Source organism: Glutamicibacter nicotianae (genome assembly GCF_002797775.1).
GTDB classification, from domain to species: domain Bacteria; phylum Actinomycetota; class Actinomycetes; order Actinomycetales; family Micrococcaceae; genus Glutamicibacter; species Glutamicibacter nicotianae.
Map to the genome: position 1 here is coordinate 2957309 of NZ_PGEY01000001.1, position 25229 is coordinate 2982537.

The 25229-nt window shown below is 63.0% G+C and carries 25 protein-coding genes and 1 tRNA gene; 15 read left to right on the plus strand and 11 right to left on the minus strand.

The genetic code is table 11. The annotated features are described in order from the left end of the window. The first annotated feature begins 191 nt into the window (after positions 1 to 191). The 3 genes from ATK23_RS13760 to ATK23_RS13765 are packed head-to-tail and all read left to right on the plus strand — an operon-like array spanning position 192 to position 1785. Entirely contained in the window at positions 192 to 965 is a 774-nt protein-coding gene (locus tag ATK23_RS13760) for a class E sortase (protein WP_066142739.1), read from the plus strand. 8 nt (positions 966 to 973) lie between these two features. Next, positions 974 to 1144, plus strand: coding sequence for a hypothetical protein (locus ATK23_RS16485; RefSeq protein WP_038992718.1), 171 nt, complete (start codon positions 974 to 976; stop codon positions 1142 to 1144). Beyond that, positions 1141 to 1785: an anthranilate synthase component II gene (locus ATK23_RS13765; RefSeq protein ID WP_066142736.1), complete on the plus strand. Its 645-nt coding sequence runs from the start codon at positions 1141 to 1143 to the stop codon at positions 1783 to 1785. Before ATK23_RS16485 ends, ATK23_RS13765 begins: the two co-directional genes overlap by 4 nt. Before the next feature lie 17 nt (positions 1786 to 1802). Here ATK23_RS13765 and pknB read toward each other — a convergent pair whose 3' ends face one another. Genes pknB through ATK23_RS13800 form a run of 7 tightly spaced genes read right to left on the minus strand, consistent with a single transcriptional unit; the run spans position 1803 to position 11067 of the window. Continuing rightward, positions 1803 to 3713 (minus strand): Stk1 family PASTA domain-containing Ser/Thr kinase, encoded by a 1911-nt coding sequence (gene pknB, locus ATK23_RS13770; RefSeq protein ID WP_083515632.1) that lies wholly within the window; start codon positions 3711 to 3713, stop codon positions 1803 to 1805. Beyond that, complete coding sequence (locus tag ATK23_RS13775; protein ID WP_066142729.1) at positions 3710 to 5518, minus strand: protein kinase domain-containing protein; 1809 nt, start codon at positions 5516 to 5518, stop codon at positions 3710 to 3712. Before ATK23_RS13775 ends, pknB begins: the two co-directional genes overlap by 4 nt. Then, positions 5515 to 6978 carry a peptidoglycan D,D-transpeptidase FtsI family protein gene (locus ATK23_RS13780; protein WP_066142726.1) on the minus strand — a complete coding sequence of 488 codons (1464 nt, stop codon included), beginning with the start codon at positions 6976 to 6978 and terminating at the stop codon, positions 5515 to 5517. Before ATK23_RS13780 ends, ATK23_RS13775 begins: the two co-directional genes overlap by 4 nt. Further along, positions 6975 to 8372 carry an FtsW/RodA/SpoVE family cell cycle protein gene (locus ATK23_RS13785; RefSeq protein WP_066142723.1) on the minus strand — a complete coding sequence of 466 codons (1398 nt, stop codon included), beginning with the start codon at positions 8370 to 8372 and terminating at the stop codon, positions 6975 to 6977. The genes ATK23_RS13780 and ATK23_RS13785 overlap by 4 nt, the downstream gene beginning before the upstream one ends. Further along, a complete protein-coding gene (locus tag ATK23_RS13790) occupies positions 8369 to 9763 on the minus strand; it encodes a PP2C family protein-serine/threonine phosphatase (protein ID WP_066142719.1) in 1395 nt (464 codons plus the stop codon). The genes ATK23_RS13785 and ATK23_RS13790 overlap by 4 nt, the downstream gene beginning before the upstream one ends. Positions 9764 to 9766: 3 nt before the next feature. Beyond that, positions 9767 to 10246, minus strand: a complete 480-nt coding sequence (locus ATK23_RS13795; protein WP_066142716.1) for an FHA domain-containing protein FhaB/FipA — start codon at positions 10244 to 10246, stop codon at positions 9767 to 9769. Continuing rightward, a complete protein-coding gene (locus ATK23_RS13800; protein ID WP_066142714.1) occupies positions 10243 to 11067 on the minus strand; it encodes an FHA domain-containing protein in 825 nt (274 codons plus the stop codon). Before ATK23_RS13800 ends, ATK23_RS13795 begins: the two co-directional genes overlap by 4 nt. A gap of 283 nt (positions 11068 to 11350) precedes the next feature. Here ATK23_RS13800 and ATK23_RS13805 point away from each other — a divergent pair. Continuing rightward, positions 11351 to 11434: transfer RNA gene (locus ATK23_RS13805), tRNA-Leu, on the plus strand. A gap of 85 nt (positions 11435 to 11519) precedes the next feature. On the opposite strand, the gene ATK23_RS13810 is transcribed toward ATK23_RS13805, so the two are convergent. Then, positions 11520 to 11975 carry a 2-thiouracil desulfurase family protein gene (locus ATK23_RS13810; protein WP_066142711.1) on the minus strand — a complete coding sequence of 152 codons (456 nt, stop codon included), beginning with the start codon at positions 11973 to 11975 and terminating at the stop codon, positions 11520 to 11522. A gap of 78 nt (positions 11976 to 12053) precedes the next feature. On the opposite strand from ATK23_RS13810, the gene ATK23_RS13815 reads away from it, so the two are divergent. Further along, positions 12054 to 12590 carry a YdeI/OmpD-associated family protein gene (locus ATK23_RS13815; RefSeq protein ID WP_066142709.1) on the plus strand — a complete coding sequence of 179 codons (537 nt, stop codon included), beginning with the start codon at positions 12054 to 12056 and terminating at the stop codon, positions 12588 to 12590. On the opposite strand, the gene ATK23_RS16405 is transcribed toward ATK23_RS13815, so the two are convergent. Beyond that, positions 12564 to 12746 (minus strand): hypothetical protein, encoded by a 183-nt coding sequence (locus ATK23_RS16405; RefSeq protein WP_038992701.1) that lies wholly within the window; start codon positions 12744 to 12746, stop codon positions 12564 to 12566. The genes ATK23_RS13815 and ATK23_RS16405 overlap by 27 nt on opposite strands. 3 nt (positions 12747 to 12749) lie before the next feature. Then, positions 12750 to 13799: a LacI family DNA-binding transcriptional regulator gene (locus ATK23_RS13820; RefSeq protein ID WP_066142703.1), complete on the minus strand. Its 1050-nt coding sequence runs from the start codon at positions 13797 to 13799 to the stop codon at positions 12750 to 12752. Positions 13800 to 13950: 151 nt separating this feature from the next. On the opposite strand from ATK23_RS13820, the gene uriH reads away from it, so the two are divergent. From uriH to ATK23_RS13865, 9 genes are all read left to right on the plus strand, one after another. Further along, positions 13951 to 14922 carry a uridine-preferring nucleoside hydrolase UriH gene (uriH, locus tag ATK23_RS13825; RefSeq protein ID WP_066142698.1) on the plus strand — a complete coding sequence of 324 codons (972 nt, stop codon included), beginning with the start codon at positions 13951 to 13953 and terminating at the stop codon, positions 14920 to 14922. An 86-nt stretch (positions 14923 to 15008) separates the two neighbouring features. Next, positions 15009 to 15707, plus strand: coding sequence for a dienelactone hydrolase family protein (locus tag ATK23_RS13830; protein WP_066142695.1), 699 nt, complete (start codon positions 15009 to 15011; stop codon positions 15705 to 15707). Positions 15708 to 15762: 55 nt separating this feature from the next. Then, complete coding sequence (locus ATK23_RS13835) at positions 15763 to 16194, plus strand: universal stress protein (RefSeq protein ID WP_038992696.1); 432 nt, start codon at positions 15763 to 15765, stop codon at positions 16192 to 16194. Between the two features lie 87 nt (positions 16195 to 16281). Further along, positions 16282 to 16998, plus strand: a complete 717-nt coding sequence (locus ATK23_RS13840; RefSeq protein WP_066142692.1) for a LysR substrate-binding domain-containing protein — start codon at positions 16282 to 16284, stop codon at positions 16996 to 16998. A gap of 42 nt (positions 16999 to 17040) precedes the next feature. After that, entirely contained in the window at positions 17041 to 17829 is a 789-nt protein-coding gene (locus ATK23_RS13845; RefSeq protein WP_066142689.1) for an enoyl-CoA hydratase/isomerase family protein, read from the plus strand. Positions 17830 to 17843: 14 nt separating this feature from the next. After that, entirely contained in the window at positions 17844 to 18509 is a 666-nt protein-coding gene (locus ATK23_RS13850; protein WP_052253932.1) for an alpha/beta hydrolase, read from the plus strand. A gap of 9 nt (positions 18510 to 18518) precedes the next feature. Further along, positions 18519 to 19418: a PfkB family carbohydrate kinase gene (locus ATK23_RS13855; RefSeq protein WP_066142686.1), complete on the plus strand. Its 900-nt coding sequence runs from the start codon at positions 18519 to 18521 to the stop codon at positions 19416 to 19418. Next, positions 19419 to 20213: a Cof-type HAD-IIB family hydrolase gene (locus tag ATK23_RS13860; protein WP_066142683.1), complete on the plus strand. Its 795-nt coding sequence runs from the start codon at positions 19419 to 19421 to the stop codon at positions 20211 to 20213. It abuts the gene before it with no gap. Continuing rightward, a complete protein-coding gene (locus ATK23_RS13865) occupies positions 20210 to 20929 on the plus strand; it encodes a glycerophosphodiester phosphodiesterase family protein (RefSeq protein WP_066142680.1) in 720 nt (239 codons plus the stop codon). Before ATK23_RS13860 ends, ATK23_RS13865 begins: the two co-directional genes overlap by 4 nt. A 21-nt stretch (positions 20930 to 20950) precedes the next feature. Here the strand turns inward: ATK23_RS13865 and ATK23_RS13870 are convergent, their stop codons facing one another. Further along, positions 20951 to 21928: a hypothetical protein gene (locus ATK23_RS13870; RefSeq protein ID WP_066142677.1), complete on the minus strand. Its 978-nt coding sequence runs from the start codon at positions 21926 to 21928 to the stop codon at positions 20951 to 20953. A gap of 92 nt (positions 21929 to 22020) precedes the next feature. Between ATK23_RS13870 and ATK23_RS13875 the strand changes: the two genes are divergently transcribed. Beyond that, positions 22021 to 25203, plus strand: a complete 3183-nt coding sequence (locus ATK23_RS13875) for an HAD-IA family hydrolase (protein WP_066142674.1) — start codon at positions 22021 to 22023, stop codon at positions 25201 to 25203. The last annotated feature ends 26 nt before the right edge of the window (positions 25204 to 25229 follow it).

The window sequence follows — 25229 nt, forward strand, 5'->3', positions numbered from 1 at the left end:
TGTAGTAAATGTGGGTGACCTTCAGGTCTTCCCGGTAGGCTTGGGTGCAAGAATGCTGAGAACTGCTTAGTGCATTCCTACGTAGCTTCAATACTAGCCGTTACCCGCTGGAACTCTGGGTTTTGGCCAGCATCGGCCCACGTTAGTTGACCTGATTCGCGCATTTCTTTTGCCTAAGGAGCCAGACCGCCGTGAACCGAACCGCCACAGCGCAGGGTCGTCGCATGCAGCGTCGACAACCGTCGGCAGGGAACCGTATCGCCGGGTTCTTTGGTGAGCTGCTGATTACCCTTGGCATCCTGCTGATGCTCTACGTGGTGTGGGAACTGTGGTGGACGAACATCGACTCGGCACAGGCCCAGAAGGAAGTCACCGCAAATCTCGTGCAGGAACTCGGCGACGTGAAGGTGCCGGAAATCAATGAGGAAGAAGAGGAGAAGGACTACGGTCCGGCTCCGGTCACGGAATTGGTTCCCGGAGAAACCTTCGGCATCATGTACTTCCCGCGCTTCGGCGCTAACGGTTCGCACCACCCGGTGACCTACGGTGTGGAAGACCACGTGATCGACAACCTCGGCATCGGGCATTATCCGACCACGCAGCAGCCGGGGGAGCTGGGCAACTTCGCTGTCGCGGCCCACCGCCAGACCCATGGCCAGGTCTTCTGGGACATCGACAAGCTGCAGGATGGCGACAAGATCTATCTGCAGACCGCCGAAGGGTATTACACCTATACCTGGTACGCCACCGAGATTGTGGCTCCCTCCAACGGAGATGTCCTGTTGCCCACCCCGCACCAGTGGGGAGTGGAGCCAACGAAGTCGATCCTGACCATGACCACCTGCCATCCGAAGTACTCGACCCAGCAACGCATGATCGCTTACTCGGAACTCACCGACTGGCGCCCCCTGGACGCGGGACCGCCGAAGGAAATCCGCGACATGGTCATTGACGCAACGAGCTAGGAGAAGAAATGTACGCCTGGATATTCAGAAACCTGCCCGGCCCTTTGTGGCTTCGTATTCTTGAAGCATTGATTCTCATTGCCGCGATCGTGCTATTACTGATGATGTACGTTTTCCCATGGCTGAACCAGTACATCAGCCCATTTACCGATTCAACGATTGGCCAGAGCACACCGTGAGCAGCACCAAGATCCTTGTGATCGACAATTACGACAGCTTTGTGTACACCCTCGTAGGCTACTTGCAGGAGCTGGGCGCGGAAACCGCCGTTTACCGCAACGACGATCTGAGCGTTGAGGAAGCGACCAAGCTGGCCGCAGACTACGACGGCGTGCTGATTTCCCCAGGGCCCGGAGAGCCTTCAGGAGCTGGCGTCAGCATCGATCTGATCAAGTGGTGCGGAGCGCAGCGCAAGCCGATGCTCGGCGTCTGCCTCGGGCACCAGGCGCTCGCCGAGGCCTATGGCGGAACGGTCACGCACGCGGAAGAGCTGATGCACGGGAAGACCTCGCTGGTCAACCACGAGAACCACCCGGTCTTCAACCAGGTAGCCAACCCGTTCACCGCAACGCGCTACCATTCCCTGGCAGCGGTACGCGAGAGCATCCCGGCTGAGCTGGAGATCATTGCGGCGACCGCCGGTGGAGTCATCATGGGCTTGGCGCACCGCGAAGCGCCGCTGTGGGGCCTGCAGTACCATCCGGAGTCGGTGCTGACCGAACAGGGTTACCAGATGCTGGGCAACTGGCTGGAGTTCGTAGGACTGAAGGGCGCGGCCGAGAAGGCCGCTGCCCTGAGCCCGCTATTCAGCGGAGAATAACTGGCTGACGGCTAGTCTCAGTCATTTTCCCGTGGTGGTCCGGTCCGGTCTGGCCGGCCATTCCCGTTGGGAGGAGCCGGGGCATCGCTGGTTGGCGAAGCATCCTCGGTTGGATCATCGGATTCGGATGGATCCGATGATTCGGACTCGCTAGACGATGGTTCTTCGGAAGGCTCGGGCGCTGGCGGTGCCTTGGCCACGGAAATCTTCACCAGGCTTCCCTGGGGCACGTCCTCGGAGGCTTCGGGGGACTGCTTGAACAGTGTTCCCTCGGCGTAGTCATCGGTTTCCACCTCAACGAACTGGACTTCCAGCCCGACATCATCTGCCGAGAGCTTTTCTTCAGCTTCCTCGCGGCTCATCTCGGTCACCACCGGAACGGTCACCATGCCGGTAGACAGGATCAAATCGACTTCGCTGCCGGCTTTCACCTTGGACCCCAGCTCAGGGCTGGTGCCGATGACCCAGTCGGTGGGAACCGTTGCAGAGTTCTCCCGGCTGACTTCGCCAACTTCCAGGCCTGCTTCGCGCAGGGCATCGCGGGCAGCTGTCTCGGACTGGTTCGCCAGATCCTCGGGAATCGTGCGCTGCTCTGAGCCGTCGGAGATGTACAGGGCGACCGTGGACTCTTTGGCGACCATGGATCCTGCTTCCGGATCGGTACGGGTCGCCTTGCCCTGTTCTACGTCATCGCTGAATTCGCGCTCTACACGCACCTGGAAGGTGTTATCGCGCAGCAATTCCCTTGCGTCGTCCTCGGACATTTCAAGGACCTCGGGTACGGCGATCGGGGCACGCTTTTCAGCTTCCGCCTGGATCGAGCGGATCACCAGGAAGCTGGCGATGCCCACGGCAATCAGGGCGATGACGGTCAGCAAGATGATCAGGCCGCGGTTGGACTTGTGCCGTGCAGGCGGCTCAGGTGCCTCGTCTTCCACGAAGACCGGGTGCTGGCTCGTTCGTGGCGCAGACTGCGCGATGAAGCCGGTTTCAGCCTCATGGTGGGTGCCGTAAATCGGCAAGGTGTAGGTGGATGGCTCCGGCTCGTCATCATGGAATTCGATGCCGTTCAGCGCATCCTCCAACGCCGAGGCGAAAGCTCCGGCGCTCTGGAACCGGTCGTCGCGTTCCTTGGAGAGGACCTTGGCGACAATTGGGTCGAAGATCGGGTCGACGCCGTGCTTGACCTCGCTTGGCGCCGAGGGAATCTCGCCAACGTGCTGGTAGGCGACCGACACCGGCGAATCGCCGGTAAATGGAGGCTGGTGGGTCACCAGCTCGTAGAACAGGCAGCCAACCGAGTAGATGTCCGAACGGAAATCGACCTGTTCGCCGCGGGCCTGCTCGGGCGAGAAATACTGGGCTGTCCCCACTACGGCAGCGGTCTGCGTCATGGTTGCCGACGTATCCAAGGCACGGGCAATGCCGAAATCCATCAGCTTCACGTGGCCGGAATCGGTCACCATCACATTGGCCGGCTTGATATCGCGGTGGACGACGTTGTTGGTGTGCGAATGATCCAGGGCATCGCAAACGCCGCGGGTGATGTGCACTGCCACGGAGCCATCGACATCGCCCGCAGCGATTACCTGCTTCAGGGTACGTCCGGTCACGTATTCCATCACCATGAATGGCAGGCGTTCACGGTTGTACTCGGTGGCCGGCAGCTCGCCGGTGTCGTACACGGCAACGATATTCGGGTGGCTCAGGCCAGCGACGGCCTTGGCCTCACGGCGGAATCTATTGACCACCATGGGGTTGCCGGCGGTATCCGGGCGCAGCACCTTGACCGCTACCTTGCGCGACAGCACGTGGTCGGTGGCGAGATACACATCCGCCATGCCGCCACGGCCAATCAACGATTCGATCTCATAGCGGTCGTTGATCATTCGCGGCAAGCCAGGAGGCAAAGCTTCGACTTCACTCATGGCGCTTCGCTTTGCTCCGGCTCTGCGGCTTCTGGGGATTCAGATGCCGACTTGGTGGCGGACCCGGTTGGCTCGGTTTCTTCTGGACCGGTGGAAATATCCAGGGTGATCGTGGTGCCCGGCTCGACTTCGCTGCCGGCGGGAACGTCCTGCGCCAGCACGGTACCGGCGACGGATGGGTCGGGGCGTTCCCCGCCCATGGCCACGGCCAGTCCAGCGTCCTGGATGCGCTTCTGCGCGGCTTCGAAGCTCATGCCGGTCACCGATGGCACGCCAACGGTTTCAGGGGCCATTGCATAGGTCACCGAAACGGTTTCGCCTTGTGCAACGCTGCCGGTAGGATTCAGGGAAATCACTTCACGCGGATCATACTCGCTGGTTTCCTGCGGGGTCGCGTCAACGACCAGGCCCTTGCCCTCGAGTTCCGCGGTCACGGTGTCGATATCCTGGCCGATCAGCGACGCCGGAACATCTACATAGGTGACGGTTTCACTCGGGGTCGGCGACGGGGAGTCGGAGGTCTCCGAGGCTTCGGTGGTTTCCTCGGTCGGCTCGGTCGATTCCTCGGATGGAGACGAGGAATCGGACAGCTCGGTGCTCTGCGTCGGCGACGACGTCGGCAGGTTGTCATTGTCGCTGCCCATGGCAGGGATCAGCCATGCCAGCAAGGCGATCACCGCAGCCAGCGCGATGATCACGATCAGCGGGACCAGCCACGGGCTGCGCTTGGCGCCAGCCTCGCGAGCAGGATCCTGGGTATCCACGTCCTCGTCATCGAATCCGCCGGCAGCGGCGCTGGAACCGGAGAAGCCGCTGGCATTGCGGGCAGGTTCCACCACAGTGGGCATGGCATTGGTCATGGTCGGGGCGGAATCGGCCTGCGGCACCGCCTGGGTGGCATCGTCATCCATGTTGACCACTTGGGTCGCGTCGGTGGCGATACCGGTGGCCAGCATGCCGGGAACCGCCAAGGTAGCGGTATTGGTGTCGCCGGCGCGCAGCGCATCTGCGGCCTTCGCCAGTGCGGTTGCATCCTTCGGGCGTTCCGACGGGTTCTTGGCCAGCATCGACATGATCAGCTGGCGAACCGGGGCCGGGATGGTGTCGGGCAGGGCAGGGGGAGCGTCGTTGACCTGTGCCAGGGCAATGGCGATCTGCGATTCTCCGGTGAAGGGACGGCGTCCCGCCAGGCATTCGTAGCCGATGACACCCAAGGCGTAGATGTCGGAGCTGCCGGTGGCGATCTGCCCGGTGGCCTGTTCCGGGGCCAGGTACTGGGCGGTGCCCATGACCTGTCCGGTGGCGGTCAGCGGAACCTGGTCGGCAAGGCGGGCAATGCCGAAGTCGGTGATCTTGACGACGCCCGAAGGCATTACCAGGATGTTGCCCGGCTTCACATCGCGGTGCACCAGGCCGTGCTCGTGGGCTGCCGCCAGCGCGCGGGCGGTCTGCGCGATCAGCGAGAGCGTGCGGTCCACCTCGAGCTTGCGCTCTCGTTCGATGATGGTGGACAGCGGCGGGCCGGGAACGAGTTCCATCACCAGATAGGCGGATCCCTGTTCCTCGCCGTAGTCGAAGACACCAGCGATGCCGGGGTGGTTCAGCAGCGCGGTGTGGCGTGCCTCCACGCGGAAACGCGTCAGGAAGCTCTCGTTGTCGGTGTATTCCTCTTTGAGGATCTTGATCGCGACCAGACGTCCAAGGACCTGGTCTCGCGCCTTCCAAACTTCGCCCATGCCGCCGATCGCAATGCGATCGGTCAGCTTGTAACGACCGCCCAAGGTGGTGCCGGTTACTGGCCTCACTTGTTGAACACCGCCTCTAACATCGTCTTCATCAGTGCACCAACCGTGTTGTGGCCGGTGTCGTAATCTACGTCTTGGATATTGACCGTGATGGCAACCTGCGGGTCATCGGCCGGCGCGAAACCGGTCATCCAGGAATTCACCATGCGGGTCCCGTCCTCTGCTGCTGGCCGCTGCGAGGTGCCGGTCTTGGCGCGGAAATCCACGCCGGGAACCCGGGCGTTCATCGCCGTGCCGCGCAGCACCGGGCCTTCCATCAGCTCGGTCAGTTGTTCGGCAACTTCCGGGGTGGTGGCCGTGGAGAACTTCTCCGCCTTCGGATCCTCAATCACCCGCAGGTCCGGCGCAATGACCTTGTCGATCAGATTCGGCTTCATGATCACGCCATCGTTGGCGATGGCCATGGCAACCATGTTCATCTGCAGCGGGGTAGCCTTGTTTTCCCATTCACCGATGGCCATCTTCGCCATGTCCGCTTCAGATGCCTCGGCCGAGGGGAATTCGCTTGGCACGACATTCTGCGGGATGTTCAGCTGCTGGCCGTAGCCGAATCGCTCGGCCACCTCGGTGAAGGCATCCTTGCCGACTGTCTGGCTGATCTCGATGAACGGGGTGTTGCAGCTCTGCGCGAAGATGAACTCGAGCTTGGCGCGGGTGTCACGTGCGCAGATGCCTTCGCTGAAGTTGCTCAGCGGTGTATTCGTATGCGGATAATTCTTCGATACCGGGTTGTCGATGGGGGTGTCCATGTCGAATTTTCCGGATTCCAGGGCCGCGACGGTGCTGATGATCTTGAACGATGATCCGGGAGTGATCAAGTTGCTGATGGCAGGATTCCGGTAGGGGCTCAGGCCGTCAATATTGCTGATTTCCTTCAGGTTCTCGGCAGCCTTGGCGGTGGAGTGCACTGCCAACAGGTTCGTGTCGTAGCTCGGCTTGGAAGCCATCGCCAGGATGTCGCCGGTCTTCGGATTGGTCACGATGATCGTTGCCTTCAGGCCCTCAGGGATCGCTTCGAAGGCAGTCTTCTGCAGCTGGCCGTCAATGGTCAGCTCGACCGAGGCGCCCTCGGAACGGGTGCCGGTGAACATGGCAGAGAGCCGGTCGAAGAGCAGATCCGAGCTCGTGCCGGTCAACCAGTCATTCAACTGCGATTCGAGCTGAGTGGTGCCGTTGGCCAGCGAATAGTAGCCAGTCAGGTGGGCGTAGGTTTCCGCGTCGTTGTATACGCGCTGGAATTCGAATTGGCCGTCATCGGTCGGTACCGATTCGGCAATCGGCTTGCCGTCAACCAGGATCGCCCCGCGGGGCAGGTCGAACTCGCGGTAGAGCTCACGCTTGTTCAGCGCATTCTCCGAGAGCGACTCGGCGTCGAAGAACTGGATATAGCTCAAACCGCCCAGGCAGATGACGAACAGGACGGTTAGCGCAACCCAAACGCGCTTGATTGCATGATTCACTTCTTCGTCACCGCCTTGGTGCTTGAGGTAAGGGTCGTGCTGGCAGATGCGAATTCATCGGTTGGTCCTACGCCGCCGGTCTTCGGGCGGCGCGAGTTGTGGGAGATCAATAGCAGCAGCGAGATGATGATCCAGTTCGCCAGCAGCGAGGAGCCGCCAGCTGCCATGAATGGCGTGGCCAGGCCGGTCAGCGGGATCAGCCGGGTAACGCCGCCGATGATCACGATGCACTGCAGGCCCAGGGTGAAGGACAACCCGGCAGCCAGCAGCTTGCCGAAGGTATCGGCAGACCCCAGGGCGGCACGCAGGCCGCGGGAGATCAGCAGCATGTAGAGCAGGATGATCGCTGAGACGCCGATCAGGCCGATTTCCTCCCCGAAGGAGGCAATGATCATGTCCGAGTTGGCCAGCGGCACCCGGTATGGCGAACCAGCGCCCAGGCCGGTGCCGAACAGGCCGCCGTCGGCCATGCCGAACAGGCCCTCGACGATCTGCATGCTGCCACCTGTGGCCTGGTAGATCTCAGGGTCGAAGGCATTTAGCCACACGTCCAGGCGGCGGGTCACGTGGCCCATGGTCAGGCCCGCGACCACGCCGCCGGCGACAACCATCAAGGAGCCAATGAGCACCCAGGAGATCCGGGCAGTGGCCACATAGATCATCACGATGAACAGGCCGAAGAATAGGATCGCGGAGCCGAGGTCGCGCTGCACCACGAGCACGCCGATGGACAGCAGCCAGACAATCACCATCGGAGCCATGTCGCGCAGGCGAGGCAGCTGCAGCGGCCCGAATTTGCGTCCGGCCATCAGGATCAAGTCGCGATTCGACGAGAGATACCCGGCGAAGAAGATCGACAGGGTGATCTTCGCGAGTTCGCCTGGCTGCAAGGAGAACATTCCCATGCGGATCCAGATTCGGGCGCCGTTAATGGTTACGCCGAGCCCTGGAATCAGCGGGAGCAAGAGCAGGACAATGGATGCCAGCAGGGCGATATAGGTGAAGCGCCGCAGTATCCGGTGATCCTTGATGGCCCAGAGGACTACCGATGCAATCACGATTGCAATGGCTGTCCACAGCAGCTGGCGAGCCGACTGTGAAGTTCCTTTTGCCAAGTCAATGCGGTGAATCATGGCTAGGCCAAGGGAGTTCAACGCAATCGTGATCGGAAGTATTACCGGGTCAGCATATTTTGCGAAGATGCGCAGCAGCACGTGTACCGTGAGGGACAGCCCCGCCAGGATGCTCATCTGCACGTAGAAATCGGTATTGTCGACGTCCTCGGTGGAGCTGCCGACAAGATAGAACGCGGCACCTCCGACGCACAGGGCAAGAAGTACCAGCAGCAGCTCGAGATTGCGCCGAGGCACCGGTGCGGTTTGCACTTCGGTCATTGCATTATCTCCTGGCAGTAGGCGGGCAGTTCGAGCTGGCTGGCGGAATCCGAGGATCCAGGAACGGTGACCGGGCAGTTCTGCTTCGCGGTGACCAGAAGTTCCTGGATGATCATCTGGGCATGCTGCTGGTTCTCGGCCGAGATGGTCGACTCAACGCGCTGGCGCGAATACTCCGGCAGGGCTTCCAGCGGCACCTTGCTGACGGTGTCGACTTCGGAGAGCGAGATCGGCCCAAGTTCTTGCGGGACGCCCTTGTAGATGGCGACCTTGCCATCGACGGCGCCCACGAAGTACTGGGTTTGGGTCCACATGTAGCCCCAGACGGCCAGGGCTACGACGAGGAAGGCCGTGAGGGTCAGCAGGATCGGCATCAGCCAGCGTCGATGCTGCACCGGAGCTTCCAGCGGATCGAGCACCTCGCCGGCAGCCGGGGAACGGTGGGTCAGCAAGGCTGCAGCGCGTCGTTCGCCGGTGTGCTGGGTAACCACCGGGATTTGCCCGGTCTGCGTTGCCAGCTGGGCTGCGCCCACCAGCAGGTGGGGGCGCTGGGAAATCTCATGGCGAAGCAGCGATGCGCTGGCTTCGACATCTCCTTCGGCGGCGATGGTGAGCTGGCCGGTATCCGGCGCGGGCTCCGGCTCGGCCGGCGCCTCGCCGTCAAGGGCGGAGTTCTCGATGACCTCGAACATCACCACGGTGACATTATCCGGTGCGCCATTCTTCAGCGTGATGGCAACCAGGTCGTTGACCGCTTCATCCATGTCGGCGGTGGTGCGGATGATCTGCTCGATCACCGGAACCGGCACCGCGTCGGTGAGTCCGTCGGAGCACAGCATCCAGCGTTCGCCCGGTTCTGCCGTGAATTTCTCGACATCCAGCTCGGGGGACGCGTCCGAGTCGCCGAGCACGCGCAAAAGCACATTCTTATGCGGGTGGACCTCGGCTTCGGCCGGCTTGATTCGGCCTTCGTCGACGAGCCGCTGGACAAAGGTGTGGTCCTTGCTGATCTGCTCGAACTCACCGTGCTTCAAGCGGTAGGCGCGGGAGTCGCCGATGTGCGCCATGTGCAGGGTGTCGCCCGAGAGCAGCAGGGAAGTGACGGTCGTGCCCATGCCCGACAGCTTCGGATTGGCGCCGACGAGTTCATTGAGCACCAGATTGGCGGCCTGGATTTCGTCCGGCAACGCATTCTGCGGATCCGCGGTGGCTTCGTGGTCCAGATGCACCAGATCGAGCACGGTAGAGGCCGAAGCGACGTCGCCGCCGACGTGTCCGCCCATGCCGTCGGCAAGGACCGCCAGGTACTCGCCGGCATAGGCCGAGTCGTCATTCTTCTTGCGCACCCGGCCAACATCGGATTTCGCCGCAAATTTGAGTTTGAGGGCCATAGGCTAGGCCTTCAATTCCAGGACAGTCTTCCCGATGCGGATTCGCTGGCCGGGCTCCACTGCCTGGGCGCGTGAGAGCTGGTTGTCACCCACGAAGGTGCCGTTGGTTGAACCGAGATCCTCGATGAACCAGCGTGATCCCTGGGGGAACATGCGGGCATGGCGTCCCGAAGCGTAGTCGTCATCGAGAACTACGGTGGCATCCTGGGCGCGGCCGAACATGATCGGCTGGCCGCGTAGCGGAATGCTGCTGCCAGCCAGCGGGCCCTCGACGACTTCCAATGAGGTGGCCGCCTTGCGCGCGGGGACTTCTGGTTCCGCCAGTTCCGGGTTCTTCTTCAGTTCACGAGCGCTGGGCTTGCCGGTGCGGGCCCGTGAACCGATAGCCAAGTCGCGGCGCATCGATCCGACAACGCTTAAAACGAGCAGCCAGATGAGGACCAAAAAGCCCAATCGGAACAGGCTTAGAACCAGATCGTTCACGCGCGGCCTCCGTTGTTCGAGGTAATCAGCCGGAAGACGATTTTCGTCTGTCCGATAGTAATGACCGAACCGTCAAATATACGGGTTTCTTCCGAAATCTTCTTGCCGTCCACGTAGGTTCCGTTGGTTGAACCCAGATCGGTGACGACGAAACTGGTCTTGCCACGGGTTTCGACACGAGCGTGCTGCCGGGAAACGCCGGAGTCGTCCACCGGAATATCGGTGCTGGCCGAACGGCCCAGCACGATCGAGTGGTGATGCAGGGCGTACCTCTGACCGGCAACCTCAAGGATGGCCTGCTTCTGCACGGGCCTCTTGGGGATCTCTGCAATCGGACGCACCGTTGGGCGTGGCTGCGCGGTGGTTGGAGGGGTTACTGATGGAGCTGCCGGTGCCGCTGGCGCGGATGCCCGCTCCTTGACCGGTGCCGAAGCCGCTGGGTGTGAGCTGGATTCCTTGACCGAGCTGGAGATTTCCATCTCACCGGGCTTGAAATCATCATTGGAGACGAAATGGATCATGATGTCGCCATGAACTGAATAGTCCTGGGTGGCGGCATGCTCGGCGGTGACCTTTGCCATTTCATTGACGACACCCTGGCCCCAACCCTTGGCGGTGTTGTAGTCCTTGGTGCTCAGCGAGACTACGAAGTCATTGGCCGCGAGGCTGCGGCCTTCGCTAATCGGCATGATTCCGCGGTCCATGTCATTGCGTAGCGCGGTAGTCAGTTCGACTGGCTTTAGATCTGCGGTGCTGGTGCCACGAAAGAAGCTAGTGACGACCTTCTCTAAGCCGCGTTCGACATTGTCGAGAAAGCCCATTATTCGTGCTCCTTCCTTAGGGTCCATGGCTAGTTATTACGAGCCTGCGGTCATCCTTTCCGGGCTATGAACGCAGAACTTCATATTCGATCTTACTGTTTTCAGCTGTGCAAATGCCGAAAAATTCTTGAACGGCTCAAGTGCGTCAGTATCAACGGTAAAGGCACTAAAAAGGTTTCCCATGTGTCGCTAGCCACAAATGGGGGTTTCGATTAGGTGAACGGAAAATGTGTGTGTAAGCTATTTCTTGTTGCAAAGAACGAAGGCAACGAAAACAGAATAAGCGCGAGTGGCGGAATTGGTAGACGCGCTGGCTTCAGGTGCCAGTGATCGCAAGGTCGTGGGGGTTCAAGTCCCCCCTCGCGCACAAATGGAAAATAACCCTTGATCTTCGGATGGAGGGTTATTTTCTTGATTAAAAGCGCAACTGAATCGTTATCTTCCAAGGTGTGTCAGCTTGCTGGAGATCCACTGACCTTGATGCCCCGGCGCTTCAGCAACGCAGCCAGCACCCCATCGCCTGCAACAAGTTTTCCGGAATGCGAGCCATCGTAGATGCTCCCGCAGCCGCAGGAGGGGCTGCGATCCTGCAAAATCGCTTCGGTGATGCCCTCGCGCTGGACCAAATCTGCGACCTTCTGGGCTCCAGCCACGAACTGCCGGCTGACATCCTCGCCGTTGACATCGAGAACGGCGGCCCGCCCTTCGAGCACGTCGTTGCCATCGCCGCCGGAAATCTCTGCTGGCGGGCGCGGGGTGCTCAGTTCGCCTAATTCCTCGGCGCAGGCAGCAACAGCATCTCCTCGTGCCACAGCTTCGACGATCGCCGGGTTGGCCTTGGCCTTGCCGTTATAGCGGCAAGGGATGCCAGCAAGGCAGGAACTGACGAGCACCGGGTATTGGGTCATGACAGCAGTCTAGCCGCGTGGAAGCTGGATGCGGCTGTGCCATAGACTGCCCTTGAGCAACTGAAAGGGCTGATTCTGGTGCCAGTATCAAATGAAATCCTCGAACTGCAGGGAACTGTAGATCTGGTCAATGACCGCAAAATTCTCCGATTCGACCAGGAATCAAGCGACAAGTTGCCAAGCCGAGGACAGGTCGCGGTAGAACTTCTCCAGGCGCATGAGGGGCATACGGTCGTGATTGATCCCGACGGGCGCCGTGGCCACTGGCTGGCTCTCGATGGCCAGGGGATGCCGCAGCTATCGGCCGACGCAGGGGAGCAGGTGCAATTGGCGGCTCGCGTTGCCGGAACCTGGCCGGAAGCAAGGATCCCGCAGGACTTGGCCGGCGCCCTGGATGACGCCGATGATCTGGAAGAGGTGTGGGCGGGGCTCACCCCGATGGCCCGCTGGGAATGGGTCCGCTGGGTCGAAGCGACCAAGAACCCTTCCACGCGTGAACGCCGAGTGGATGTCAGCATTTCCAAGCTGCGCGATGGCAAGCGCCGCCCGTGCTGCTTCGACTTGTCCTCGTGCACCGATCCCGGGGTGTCAAAGAGCGGAAAGCTCATCCAGTAGCGGAAGGCTTCGTGCGGCAGATTCGATGCCGGACCCCGGAGGGGGTGGCGGGCCGGTAAAGAGGCTGAGCACTCCGCTGGACATGACGATCAGGCCCAGGGCAACGAGCAGGGCGATGATTGCCGTGACCTTGGCGGGCCATTTGCGCATGTTCATCGGTTAGCCTCCTGCGTTTTCCAGTGTCGATCCGCGGACAACCAGTGAACTTGGCAGCATGGTCTGCAGTGGATCAGGGGATTTCCCATCGAGCAGCGCACGCAGTTTCAGTGCGGCTTGGCGCCCGACTTCCTGGGCATTGAGTTCCACGGTGGTGATGGATGGGTTGGAAGTCGCCGAGTAGGGCAGATCGTCGAATCCGGCCACCGCAAGCTGCTGCGGGATGCTGAGGCCAAGCTGACGGGAGGCATGCAGCACGCCGAACGCGTGGTTGTCGGTTGCGCATCCCAGCGCGGTTACGCCGGCTTCCCGCCACGTGGGCCAATGCTGGCTGAAAGCCGCCGAAGCCGCGGCGACGTCGATCATCGAGCTGGCGACAGAAGCAGGCAGGACCTCGATGCCGTATTCCTTGGCCGCTGCCAAGAACGCTTCGCGGCGCACGGCCAAGGTCTCGGTGCCGGTGCTCGCATCCAGGTAGGCGGCCCTGGTGTGTCCCTGTGCGGCGAAATGCGCTACGACATCCCGCGCGCCCTGGGCGACATCCATATTCACTGCGGGAATCGCCGGATCGATGCCCGGGGCATCCAGGGCCACCAGGGGAAGGGTGCTGGAGATTTCTTCGAGGAAGTCCTGGCTCGGGGCATGGACCAGCAGCCCGGCCGGACGAAGACCCATGATCTTCCTGGTCTCGCTGGCACTGGGGGAGACTCCGGCATCGGTGACCGAGAGCAGCAGCTGGTAGTCGCTGGCCAGGATCGAGCGCACGCCGGCGATGACCTTGGCGAAGAACGGGTTGGAGATGTCCGGGGCCACCAGGACGACCAGCGAGCTGACGCCCTTGGCCAGCGAGCTGCCGATGCTGTCGACGAAGTAGCCCAGCTCGCGAATTGACTCGCGCACGCGCTGTTCATTCGCGGCCGATACCCGGCCCGCTGATTTTCCGTTGGCAACAAGTGAGACCGTTGCGGTGGAAACGCCGGCGTGTTCGGCGACCATTGCTGCGGTGACGCGGCGCGGAGCGCGCGAGTTGCCGGACTTTTCACCATTCTTCATGGCTCCATCGTAGTCGGAATCGCGGTGCGCCACCGCTTTTAGTTAAGCGCTTGACGAAAGTGCGCGGGCGCGAAAGAATTATCAATGGATGACTATCCGCCCTCCACGACTTAGCTGCCGGCCGTCAGCCGGCAGAGCGAAAGAAGAATCCATGCCCCAGGACAGCAATGCCCCGCGCAAGATCATTTTGGACTGCGACCCGGGCCATGACGACGCCGTGGCAATGATTCTTGCCCATGGCAATCCAAAAATCGAGCTGTTGGCGGTGACCACCGTGGCCGGCAACCAGACCCTGGACAAGGTCACTGCCAACGCGCTGGCCGTCGGCACCATCGCCGGGATCACCGGCATTCCCTTCGCGGCAGGCTGCGCCCGGCCGCTGGTGCGCGAGGTGGAAACCGCCGGAGAGGTCCACGGGGATTCCGGCATGGACGGACCAGCGCAGCCGGAATCGAGCATCGAGCTTGATGAACGCCACGCAGTGGACGTCATCATCGATCTGGTGATGGGCCATGAACCCGGTGAAATCACCCTGGTGCCCACCGGCGCCTTGACCAATATCGCCTTGGCCGCCCGGAAGGAACCGCGCATCGTCGAACGCGTGCGCGAAGTGGTGCTGATGGGCGGCGGCTACCACACCGGCAACTGGTCGGCGGTGGCTGAATTCAATATCAAGATCGACCCCGAGGCAGCGCACATCGTCTTCAACGAGGCCTGGCCGGTAGTCATGGTCGGCTTGGACCTGACCCACCAGGCGCTGGCCACCACCGAGGTGGTCGAGCGCATCGAGAAGATCGGCACCGGGCCATCGACCTTCGTGCGCGAGCTGATGGACTTCTTCGCCCAGGCCTACCGCGACCACCAGGGCTTTGACGCGCCGCCGGTGCATGACCCGTGCGCCGTGGCCTACGTGATCGACCCGGATGTGGTGCGTACCGTCAAGGCGCCGGTGAGCGTCGAGCTGCGTGGCGAGCTGACCTTGGGAATGACCGTCACAGACTTCCGTGCGCCGGCTTCCGCCGACTGCAATACCTCGGTGGCAGTGGACTTGGACCACGAAGGCTTCTGGAATCTGGTGGTAGACGCGCTGGAACGTATCGGCGAGGTCACGCTCAGAAAATAGAACAACCTTGCGCAATGTGGGGCAGGTCAATGCCAATCGCGCCTAGACCTGCATAAACTGGAGGAAATCGCAGAGCAGGAGGCACCATGGCGGAAAAAACCCCGCACCAGAACGTGACTTTCCCTTCTTCAGGTACGCAAGCGCACGGCTATCTCGCGTTGCCCGAGTCCGGCAAGGGCCCCGGAGTGATCGTGATCCAGGAATGGTGGGGGCTGACCGACCATATCCGCGATGTGGCAGACCGGCTGGCGGCGCAGGGTTTCGTGGCGCTGGCCCCGGACCTCTATGGCGGCTGGATCACCCATGACGGCGAGGAAGCCGGACAGATGATGTCCGAGCTTCCGGAAGCCGTCGGCGCCCAGCTGCTCGGCGGCGCGGTGGACTACCTGCTGGCCAATGAGCATGTCACCAGCCAGAAGCTCGGCGTCATCGGCTTCTGCATGGGCGGCGGATTCGTGCTGCAGATGGCAGCCCAGCAGGGCGAGAAAATTGCCGCGGCCGTACCTTTCTACGGTGTCGGCCAGGGTGTTCCCAACGATTTCTCCGGCGTCCGCGCCGCCATCCAGGGCCACTACGCGAACCTGGACCAGATGTATCCGCCAGAGCAGGCAAAGGCCCAGGAAGAGCAGATCCGCCGGGAATCAGGCGCGGAAGTCCAGTACTTCTACTACGACGCCAATCATGCGTTCCACAACGACGAGAATCCCGCCGGCAACTACGATCCGCAGCAGGCGGCCATCGCATGGCAGCGCGCCGTGGACTTTTTGCAAGCAAAAGTGGCCTGAAGGCCATAAAGTGTCTTACATCACTTAAAGCATCACTCATATGAAGGAGAACAATATGTCTGAAACCATCATCGTAGGCGTCGACGGTTCCGAAACCGCACAGCGCGCTGCCCGCCGCGCCGCAGAACTCGCCGTCAAGCTGGACGCTGACCTGGTGGTCATCACCGCTCACGCATCGGATAACACCGAGGTCGTTTCCATCGGTTCCGATACCTGGATCCTGGACGACGCAGAGCAGGCCCGCAAGCTCGCACAGCGCGTGGCCAACGACGTGAAGAACGCCGTTCCAGGCGTGAAGATCACCGCTGCAGCCGGCCACGGCAAGCCAGGCGACGTGCTGATCTCCGACGCCGAGGACCGCAAGGCTTCGATGATCGTCGTCGGCAACGTCGGCATGAAGGGCCTGGGCCGCGTGCTCGGTTCCGTTGCTTCCTCGGTAGCCCACTCGGCACCATGCGACGTGCTGGTCGTGAAGACCGACAAGTAGGCCTCCAAGCTTGCGCAAGCGCAGGCGGGCACCGGTGCACCGGTGCCCGCCTGCACCATTTAACCCGGCAGCGCGTAGGCTTAACCCGTGCAGAAACTTCGAATCGCCTACGCCACCGGCGTCACCCCCGGCAAATGGATGGACCGCTTCCAGGAGCGCTATCCGGCCATCGAGCTGAAAGCCTGGCGCCTGGACGAGGGAGAAATCCTGGACCTGCTGGCCAACGGCGAGGCCGACGCAGTGTTCGTGCGCTACCGCGGGGACTCGCCCAAGGACGCGACGCGCCACGTCATCCCGCTCTATGAGGAACTCGAAGTGGTCTGCGCGGGCAAGGACCACGATGTGGAGTACTACGAGGAATCAGTGCCGCTGGACATCGTCGAGTCGTTTCCGCAACTGGACCTGGCCGATTACCCTCAATCCGTGGGCGGCATTCCGGTAGCGATGGAGGTCGTCGCCTCCGGAGCTCAGGTGCTGCGCACCACGCAGTCAATCGCCCGGCTCTTCGCCCGCAAGGACGTAGTGGTGCGCCTCATCGAAGACGGCTCGCCAACCCAGGTCGGCATCGCCTGGCCCACCGCCACCGAGGACACTGCAGTGCTCGAGGAATTCATCGGCATCGTGCGCGGACGCACCGCCAGCTCCTCGCGGCAGAATTCGGTGCGCAACCAGGAGCAGAAGGCCAAGCGCATCAACGAGCAGAAGAAAGCCAAGGAAAAAGCCAAAGCCAAGGCAAAACAGCAGGCCAAGAGCCCATCCAAGAAGCCGCAAGGGGCCAAGGCCAAGCCACGCAAGCGCCACTGACAATCCATCACGTGACGCAGGTTACGTGAGAGAGTTAGGGGTATGAAACAATTCGATACCCTCACCCTGAGCACCCAAGACTCGGCCCTCATCCTGACCGTAGACCAGCCAAAGTCGCTGAACGCACTGGCAAAAGAAGTAGTCAACGACCTTGAATCCTTCCTGGACTGGTTCGAGACCACCGGATACGAATACCGTGGACTGATCATCACCGGCGCCGGGGAGAAGTCCTTTGTCGCCGGGGCGAATATCGTCCAGATGAACTCCATGGACGAGGCCACGTTCACCGCTTACGCCAAGCAGATGCACGCCGTGACCGAGCGCCTGGAGTCGCTGCACGTACCGGTCATTGCCGCAGTCAATGGCTTCGCCCTGGGTGGTGGCTGCGAGCTGGCGCTGGCCTGCGATTTCATCTACGCCTCCGAGCGGGCCAGCTTCGGCCAGCCGGAAGTCAACCTGGGCCTGGTGCCCGGCTTTGGCGGCATGGTGCGCCTGCCGCGCCGCGTGGGCAACGCGATGGCCCGCGAGCTGATCTTCACCGGGCGGCGCATCAAGGCCGAGGAAGCATTGCGCATCGGCCTGGCCAACCGGGTGGTCCCCGCTGAGCAGCTGCTCGACGCTGCCGTGGCGACCATCGAAGAGGCCGCGGCGGTCTCTCCCACCGCGATCTCCATTGCCAAGCGCGCCATGGTTTCGATGGACGGGCTGGACACGCATCAGGGGCTGGGACGCGAGGTCGACGCGTTCCTCCAGGCCTACCACACCGCCGACTCGGTGGAAGGCCGGGCCGCCTTCGTCGAGAAGCGCTCGCCGGTCTTCCCGGGCAACTAGCCGGGCGGCCAGCCATGCACTACGGGGCGCACCGGGACCAGTACGTCCAGTTCTACGAGCCCGAACGCATCACCGCCCGCGGAGCGGTGATGATCATCCACGGCGGATACTGGCGTGAGAAGTACACGGCCAGCCTCGGCGTGCCCTTGGCGCAGGATCTCGCTGCCCGCGGGATTCCCGCCTACAACCTCGAATACCGGCGCGGGCCGGGCAGTGCGGCGAAAATGCTGGCCGATGCCCGGCTCGCCCTGGGCCTGGTCAAGGAAGAAGGGCCGATCACGCTCATCGGCCATTCGGCCGGGGCCCAGCTGGCCTGCGTGCTGGCAGCCCATGACCAGCGGGTTTCCCAGGTGATCAGCCAGGCCGGGGTGCTGGACCTGGAAACCGCCCAGCGGCTGAAGCTCAGCGACAGCGCGGTGGAGGAGATGCTCGGCGGTGCGCCACTGGGCGCCTGCAATCCGGTGGAATTATGGCCAATGCCTGCCCGTGTCGTAATCTTTCATGGACGGGACGATGGCGATGTTCCGCCAAGAATTGCCCGCATCGCGGCCCAGAAAGCGGCCGCGCTCGGACAGGAGCACAGCTTCTCGCTGTTCGACGGCGACCACTACACCTGGATCGATCCGCACAGCAGCCAATGGGCTGCCTGCGTGCGGGCCCTGTCCCCACTGCACTACTGAAGGAGCAGCATGAACCCGACGGTGATCGGCGAGGCCCTCGTTGACGTCCTGGCCTCCGGCATTGCCCCAGCCCAGGAGTTCGTCGGGGGCAGCCCGCTGAACGTCGCGGTGGCGCTCTCCCGGCTGGGCTACCCGGGGACCCTGATCTCCCGCTGGGGCGCCGATGACAAGGGCCGGAAGATCGAGCAGTACCTGCAGGAGAACAACGTGGCCTACCTGGGCGGGGCCGACGACCAGGCCACCGTCATCGCCCACGGCATCCTCGACCCGGCCGGCGGCGCGGCCTTCGCGTTCAATGCCTACTGGCAGATGCCGACCATCGGTCCGGAGCTGGCCCAGGACGCCGAGCTGGTGCACACCGGCTCCATCGCCACCCTGTTCAGCCCCGAAGAGCTGCACCCGCTGCTCTCGGCGGCGCGCACCCACGCCACCATCAGCTACGACCCGAACCTGCGCCCGTCGCTGGTGACCAACCATGCGCAGACCGTCGCCGAGGTCGAGCGCTTCGTCGGCCAGGCCGACGTGGTGCGGGTTTCCGGCATCGATTTGAAGTGGCTGTACCCGATGCGCTCGGTCCAGGACTCGGCTCGGGCCTGGCTGGACATGGGTCCGGCGATCGTGGTTTCCACCGCAGGCTCGCGCGGCTCCTGGGGAGTGGTCCGCGCCGGCGACGCCGAATTCACTGCTCCCTCGGTCGAGGTGACCGATACTGTGGGGGCCGGCGACACGTTCACCGCGGCGCTGCTGTGCTGGCTGGCCGAGCACGGACTGATTGGCGCGGCCAACCGGGAGAAGCTGAACCAGCTGCAGATTGGCGAGTTGTCCCAGGCCCTGGAATTCGCGGCCATGGCCGCCGCGGTGACCGTGCAGCGTGCCGGAGCGAATCCGCCGCGCCGCCAGGAGCTGTAGATGATCAAGCTGATCGCCTCGGACCTGGACGGCACCATCGTCGCCAAGGACGGCACCATTTCCGAGCGGACCAAGCGCGCTTTCATCGAGGCCCGCGAGTCCGGCATCCAGATTGTCTTCGTCACCGGACGCCCCTTCCGCTGGCTCACCCCGATCATCGAGGCCTTCGGCGGGATGGGCAAGGTCATCTGCTCCAATGGCGCGGTGCTCTACGACCTGGAGCAGGATGAAGTGATCTGGTCGCGCACGCTCAGCGCGGCCACCGCGCGCAAGGCGAGCGAAATCATCCTGGAGCTTGAACCGAAGGCGGCCTTCGCCGCGGAGACCACCAAGGGGCTGCACCTGGGCGAAGGATTCGCCGACCGCCACCACAACTTCGGCGTGCAGGCGGTGCTGGATCTGACCAGCGACTCCATTGATTCCGAGGGCATCGTGAAGTTTCTTGCCCGCTCCCCGCACCTGCCGATCGACAAGTTCTATGCCTCGGCCGGGCCGCAGCTGGCCCAACTGGTTTCGGTGACCCATTCGGCCTTCGACGTTTCCCTGCTGGAAATGGCGCATGTGGATATCCACAAGGCCACCACGCTGCATGAGTACTGCCAGCGCCTGGGCATTGCCGCCGACGAGGTGATGGCCTTCGGCGACATGCCCAATGACATCGAAATGCTCGAATACGCGGGCCACGGCTACGCGATGTCCTCCGGGCATCCCACCACGCTGGCCTCCGCCCGATTCCGCGCACCCTCGCTGGCCGAGGACGGGGTAGCCCAAGTCATCGAGGACCTGCTGAAATGACCTACGCCTTTTCGCACCGAGGGGTGCGCACAGGGAACGAGGAGAATACGCTGCTCGCCTTCCAGCGCGCCGCGGAACTGGGCATCACCCACTTCGAATCGGACGTGCACGCCTCGGCGGATGGCACCGTCTACCTCTTCCACGACCACACCCTGGATCGGGTCACCGACGCCAGCGGGAATTTCAACGGCTTCACCGACGCACAGCTGGCAGAGGTCTGCGCCGGCGGGCAGCCGCTGTGCACGCTTGACAAGCTGCTTGATGCCTTTGGGCACGCCACGCTGAACCTGGACGTCAAGGACGAGCACGTGATCGGACCGCTGGCCGAGCTCATCGAGCGACGGAAAGCCCACGGGCAGATTGCCCTGGCATCCTTCTCCTCGGCGCGCAGCGCCGCGGTGGGCCACCTGCTCTCCGCGCCGATCCGGCGTTCGCCGGGGCAACGCGAAATCGTTGCCATCTGGCTGTGCGCCCACCTGCTGGGCTGGGTTCCGAAGCGCCTGCTGGCAGGCTACTGGGCAGTCCAGGTGCCGCTGAAGCAGGGTATCTTGCCGGTGGCGACGCGCCGCTTCATCAAGGCGGTCCACCGCGCCGGCGCCCAGGTGCACGTCTGGGTCATCGATGACGAGCCGACAATGCGGCTGCTGATGGACCGCAAGGCCGACGCCATCATGAGCGATGACGCGGCCTTGCTGGTACGGGTTCTCGGCTCCTGAACCGAGCCTGGGAAATATGCCCTAGGAGATATCCAGGGTACCCAGCACGGCCGGGGCCTGCTCCTGCAGGTGATCGTCGCTGGCATCCAAGAGCAGGCGCAGCCAGGTCTCGTGCTGCGAGAGCGGCGCAACCAGGCAGGCCGGATTGATCAGGTCGTAGAGCTCATCGGGCGAGCCGTAGTCGGAGAACTGGTCCAGGTACGCGAAGAGCACCTTCATCACGCGCTCGTCGCCGGTTTCGCAATCCCACGCCTCGCACATGGCGGCCAGCGGAGTGTTCAGCGAGGAGAAGGGGTGCGCCCAATGCGCGGAGCCCAGATTCAGGATGCGGCCGTGCTCTCCGGTTTCGCTTGGCACCACGACCTGCGACAAGTCGAAGTTGCCGTGCTCGATGCTCAGCGGCACCGCACCGGCATGCAGGGCGTCGGTGGCCTTCTTCAGCGCACCCAGATGCGAGACCAGGTTATCCGCGCTGGAACCATCCAGGTACAGCGGGTGGGAGGGGTCCAATGACACGTGCATCATCAGCGCCTGCTCGTACTGCTCGGGCAGGAACTGCGGGTCAACCACGGTGACCCCGGAATCGAAGAATTCGTCCTCGTGGCCCATCAGCGCGACCTGGAAGGAGCCGAGCGAGGCCATGGCCAGCTCCCAGTTCTCCACCGAATCGCCCAGATCCGCCAGGGTGTGCCCGTAGTCCGGGCTGAGCATGTACCCGGCGATCCGGTCGATGGCCAACGGCATCACCACGCGGTCGGGCAGCAGCTGGCCGGCAACGACCGTGGTGGCCGGCTCGGAGGCCAGCCCCGGAGCGTTGGCGCTGAAGATCAGGTCGGCGGCATCGGTCTGCACCGTTGCCTGGATCTGGTGCAGATCGGCAGGCCAGAAGTCAGGTCCTGCGGTGCGCGCGATGCCGTAGGCCTCGCACGCAGCGTCGATCCATTCGGCGGTAGCCTCACGCCAGTCATCGCTATTCCATGCATCTATCCACTGAGCCACATTCTTATCGTAGTATGTCGAAGCAAGCGCGTTGAGTTGCTACGGTAAGGACTACGGCCAGTAATACGCTCCTCTTTCGAAGGATTTCGATTGTGAACGCTTTTCGTCCTGAGTACCGACATCGTGATTACAAGGCCGTCCTCTTCGATCTGGATGGCGTGATCACCCCGACCGCGCTGCTGCATCGCAAGGCGTGGGAAGAACTTTTCACCGGCTTTTTCGACAAGCACCCGGGCGTGGCACCGTACACGACCGCGGACTACTTCAACCTGCTTGACGGCCGTCCGCGCTATGACGCGGTGGCCGCCATCCTCGAATCCCGCGGCATCCAGTTGCCGCGCGGCGAGGAAAGCGATCAGCCCGGCGAGGACAGCATCTGCGCCCTGGGGAACATGAAGAATGAGAAGTTCACGCAGGTGCTGCAACGCGACGGGATCGACCCCTACGCCGGTTCCGTGGCCTTCCTGCAGCAGGTGCTGGAGGCCGGGCTGGACGTCGCGGTGGTGTCTTCCTCGCGCAATGCGCGGATGGTTCTGGCTGCCGCCGGATTGGCTGGCCATTTCCCGCTGGTGATGGGCGGGCAGGAAGCCGCTGCACGCCAGCTTGCAGGCAAGCCGGCCCCGGACACGTTCCTGGCCGCCGCCGCGGATCTGGGCTGGCGTCCGGAGGAATGCGCAGTCATCGAGGACGCCACCAGCGGGGTGAGCGCGGCGCGTGCCGGAGGCTTCGGCGTCATCGGCGTGGCCCGTGAAGGCAACGAGGCGGCCCTGCGGGACGCCGGCGCCCATTTCGTGGTCCATGACCTGTCCGAGCTGGTTTCCGAGCATGACGCCAAGGCCAGGGAAGAAGACTCCTGGTCGCTGTGGCGCGGGAACCAGCGCGAAAGCGGCGGCGCCGAGGACACGGTGTTCTCCCTGGGCAACGGCTTCCTTGGCGCGCGGGCGGCGCAACTGGGCTTGGGGGACCAGGCCGGCGGCACCTTCATCAACGGGCTGCATGAGACCTGGGAAATACGCCATGCCGAGAGCGCCTTCGGGCTGGCCGAAACCGGCCAGACCATGATCAGCGCCCCAGATTTCCGCACCATGCGCGTCTTCATCAATGACGAGGCCCTGGAAGTCGGCCGCACCGAGATGGTTCGTGACGAACTGCGCCTGGATTTCCTTGACGGGACGCTGACCGCGCACACCCTGTGGCGAACTGCAGAAGGCCACCGCATTGCCGTCACCGCGCGCTCGATGATCTCCTTCACCGATCGCCATCTGGCGCTGCAGGACGTGCATGTGCGCCTGCTTGATGCCCCGGCCCAGGTGCTGATCCAGTCCTCGGTGATCGGGTATCCTTCCAGCCGCCAGGTGGCGTCCCCGCAGGAAGCCGATGCCTTGGGCCCCGTTGACCCGCGCAAAAGCGAGACGGTCGGTGCCAATCCGCTGCACCCTGCCGGCATCCACAGCGATGGGCCGCGGCTGGGCATCTCCTACGAGGTCCTCGGATCGGGGATGTCGGTAGCGGCAATGGTCCAGCACGAGGTGTCAGCCACCGGCGGGACGCAGGCAGAACTGTCCGTGGACCGCAAGGTACGCGATGACCGCGCGGATGAAGTGATCAGCGCCAGGCTGGACGCCGGGCAAGGCGTGCGCGTTTCCAAGTTCGCGGTCTACCACTCCTCGCGGCGCCATCCGGCCCAGGAGATGCTCTCGCGTTCGGAGCGGGCCTTGGAGCATCTGGTGCCGTTGGGGATCGATGAGCACTTCCGCGCCCAGCGCCGCTTCATGGCTGATTACTGGGAACGCAGCGATGTGCAGGTGGATACCGATGAGCCCGAGCTGCAGCGCAAGATCCGCTGGAACCTGTTCCAGCTCGCCCAGGCCGCCGGCCGGGCCGACGGACTGGGCATCAGCGCCAAGGGCGTGAGCGGCAACGGCTATTCCGGGCATTACTTCTGGGATACCGAGATCTATGTGATGCCGTTCTTGACCTACACGAACCAGCAATGGGCGCGCAATACGCTGCGCGCCAGGGTCTCGATGATTCCGGCAGCGACCCGGCGGGCGCGGATCATGAACGAGGAAGGCCTGCTCTTCCCCTGGCGCACGATCAACGGCGAGGAAGCCAGCGCCTATTATCCGGCGGGCACGGCGCAATACCATATCAACGCCGACGTGGTGTATTCGCTCAACCGGTACCTCGGGGTCATGGAGGACGACGAATTCCTGCTGGCCGGCGGGGCCGAGATCCTCGTGGGCACTGCGCGCATGTGGGCTTCGCTGGGGTTCTGGCGCGGCGAGCAGGGCAACGAGCGCTTCCACATCCATGGGGTCACCGGACCCGATGAGTACACGGCGGTGGTCAACGACAACCTCTACACCAATGTCATGGCGCGCTTCAATCTGCGCCGCAGCGCCCAGCTGCTCTCCGAAATGGCTCAGGAGCATCCGCGCGAGTACGAGGAACTGGCCAGCCGGCACGCGCTGGAAGACGAGGAGCTCGCGCTGTGGCTCAAGGCTGCCGACTGCATGCACATCCCGTATTCGGAAGCTGTCGGAATCCACCCGCAGGACGAGCACTTCCTGAACCGCGAAGTCTGGGACCTGGCTAATACCGGTGCGGATAAGCGGCCGTTGCTGCTGCACTACCACCCGTTGGTGATCTACCGCTTCCAGGTGATCAAGCAGGCCGACGCGGTGCTGGCGCTCTGGCTGCGGTCCAGCGATTTCACCGACGAGCAGAAGCTCGCCGACTTCAACTACTACGATCCGCTGACCACGGGCGACTCGACGCTTTCGGCAACGGTGCAGTCGATCCTCGCCGCGGAGGTGGGGTACCGGGATCTCGCTTGGGAGTACTTCGAGCATGCGCTGAACGTGGATTTGGAGAATCTGCACGGCAATACCGCTGACGGCGTGCACGTGGCGTCGACCGGCGGTGTCTGGTCGGCGCTGGTCTACGGCTTTGCCGGGCTGCGCGACGATGACGACCGGCTGCGCTTCGATCCGCGGCTCCCGGAGAAATTCCGGGCCCTGCGTTTCAACCTGGGGTGGCGGGGCATGCGGATTTCCGTGTGCTTGCGCCCCGAAGCCATCGAGTTCACCCTGCATGGGGAATTCTCGCGTCCGATCTGGGTGCGCGGCCAGCAGGTCGACCTGCAGCCGGGGCAAGCTATCAGCGTTGCGCTCGCCGGACAGGGCCCGCTGCTGGAAGGCAGGCCAAGCCTGGAGCATGTCCTCTCGTTGCAACGGGAGGCCGGCGCGGAGGTGCCCAACAAGGCCTGGTAGGCGGCGCGGAATGCAAAGGAGGCAAG

Excerpts from the sequence above, each read along its gene's own strand:
- uriH (WP_066142698.1), top strand. The coding sequence starts at position 13,951 with ATGCCCCAGGACAGCAATGCCCCGCGCAAGATCATTTTGGACTGCGAC.
- pknB (WP_083515632.1), bottom strand. The coding sequence starts at position 3,713 with ATGAGTGAAGTCGAAGCTTTGCCTCCTGGCTTGCCGCGAATGATCAAC.
- ATK23_RS16405 (WP_038992701.1), bottom strand. The coding sequence starts at position 12,746 with ATGAACATGCGCAAATGGCCCGCCAAGGTCACGGCAATCATCGCCCTG.
- ATK23_RS13845 (WP_066142689.1), top strand. The coding sequence starts at position 17,041 with ATGAAACAATTCGATACCCTCACCCTGAGCACCCAAGACTCGGCCCTC.
- ATK23_RS13835 (WP_038992696.1), top strand. The coding sequence starts at position 15,763 with ATGTCTGAAACCATCATCGTAGGCGTCGACGGTTCCGAAACCGCACAG.
- ATK23_RS13830 (WP_066142695.1), top strand. The coding sequence starts at position 15,009 with ATGGCGGAAAAAACCCCGCACCAGAACGTGACTTTCCCTTCTTCAGGT.
- ATK23_RS13860 (WP_066142683.1), top strand. The coding sequence starts at position 19,419 with ATGATCAAGCTGATCGCCTCGGACCTGGACGGCACCATCGTCGCCAAG.
- ATK23_RS13800 (WP_066142714.1), bottom strand. The coding sequence starts at position 11,067 with ATGGGCTTTCTCGACAATGTCGAACGCGGCTTAGAGAAGGTCGTCACT.
- ATK23_RS13790 (WP_066142719.1), bottom strand. The coding sequence starts at position 9,763 with ATGGCCCTCAAACTCAAATTTGCGGCGAAATCCGATGTTGGCCGGGTG.
- ATK23_RS13785 (WP_066142723.1), bottom strand. The coding sequence starts at position 8,372 with ATGACCGAAGTGCAAACCGCACCGGTGCCTCGGCGCAATCTCGAGCTG.
- ATK23_RS13850 (WP_052253932.1), top strand. The coding sequence starts at position 17,844 with ATGCACTACGGGGCGCACCGGGACCAGTACGTCCAGTTCTACGAGCCC.
- ATK23_RS13820 (WP_066142703.1), bottom strand. The coding sequence starts at position 13,799 with ATGAAGAATGGTGAAAAGTCCGGCAACTCGCGCGCTCCGCGCCGCGTC.
- ATK23_RS13865 (WP_066142680.1), top strand. The coding sequence starts at position 20,210 with ATGACCTACGCCTTTTCGCACCGAGGGGTGCGCACAGGGAACGAGGAG.
- ATK23_RS13810 (WP_066142711.1), bottom strand. The coding sequence starts at position 11,975 with ATGACCCAATACCCGGTGCTCGTCAGTTCCTGCCTTGCTGGCATCCCT.
- ATK23_RS13855 (WP_066142686.1), top strand. The coding sequence starts at position 18,519 with ATGAACCCGACGGTGATCGGCGAGGCCCTCGTTGACGTCCTGGCCTCC.
- ATK23_RS16485 (WP_038992718.1), top strand. The coding sequence starts at position 974 with ATGTACGCCTGGATATTCAGAAACCTGCCCGGCCCTTTGTGGCTTCGT.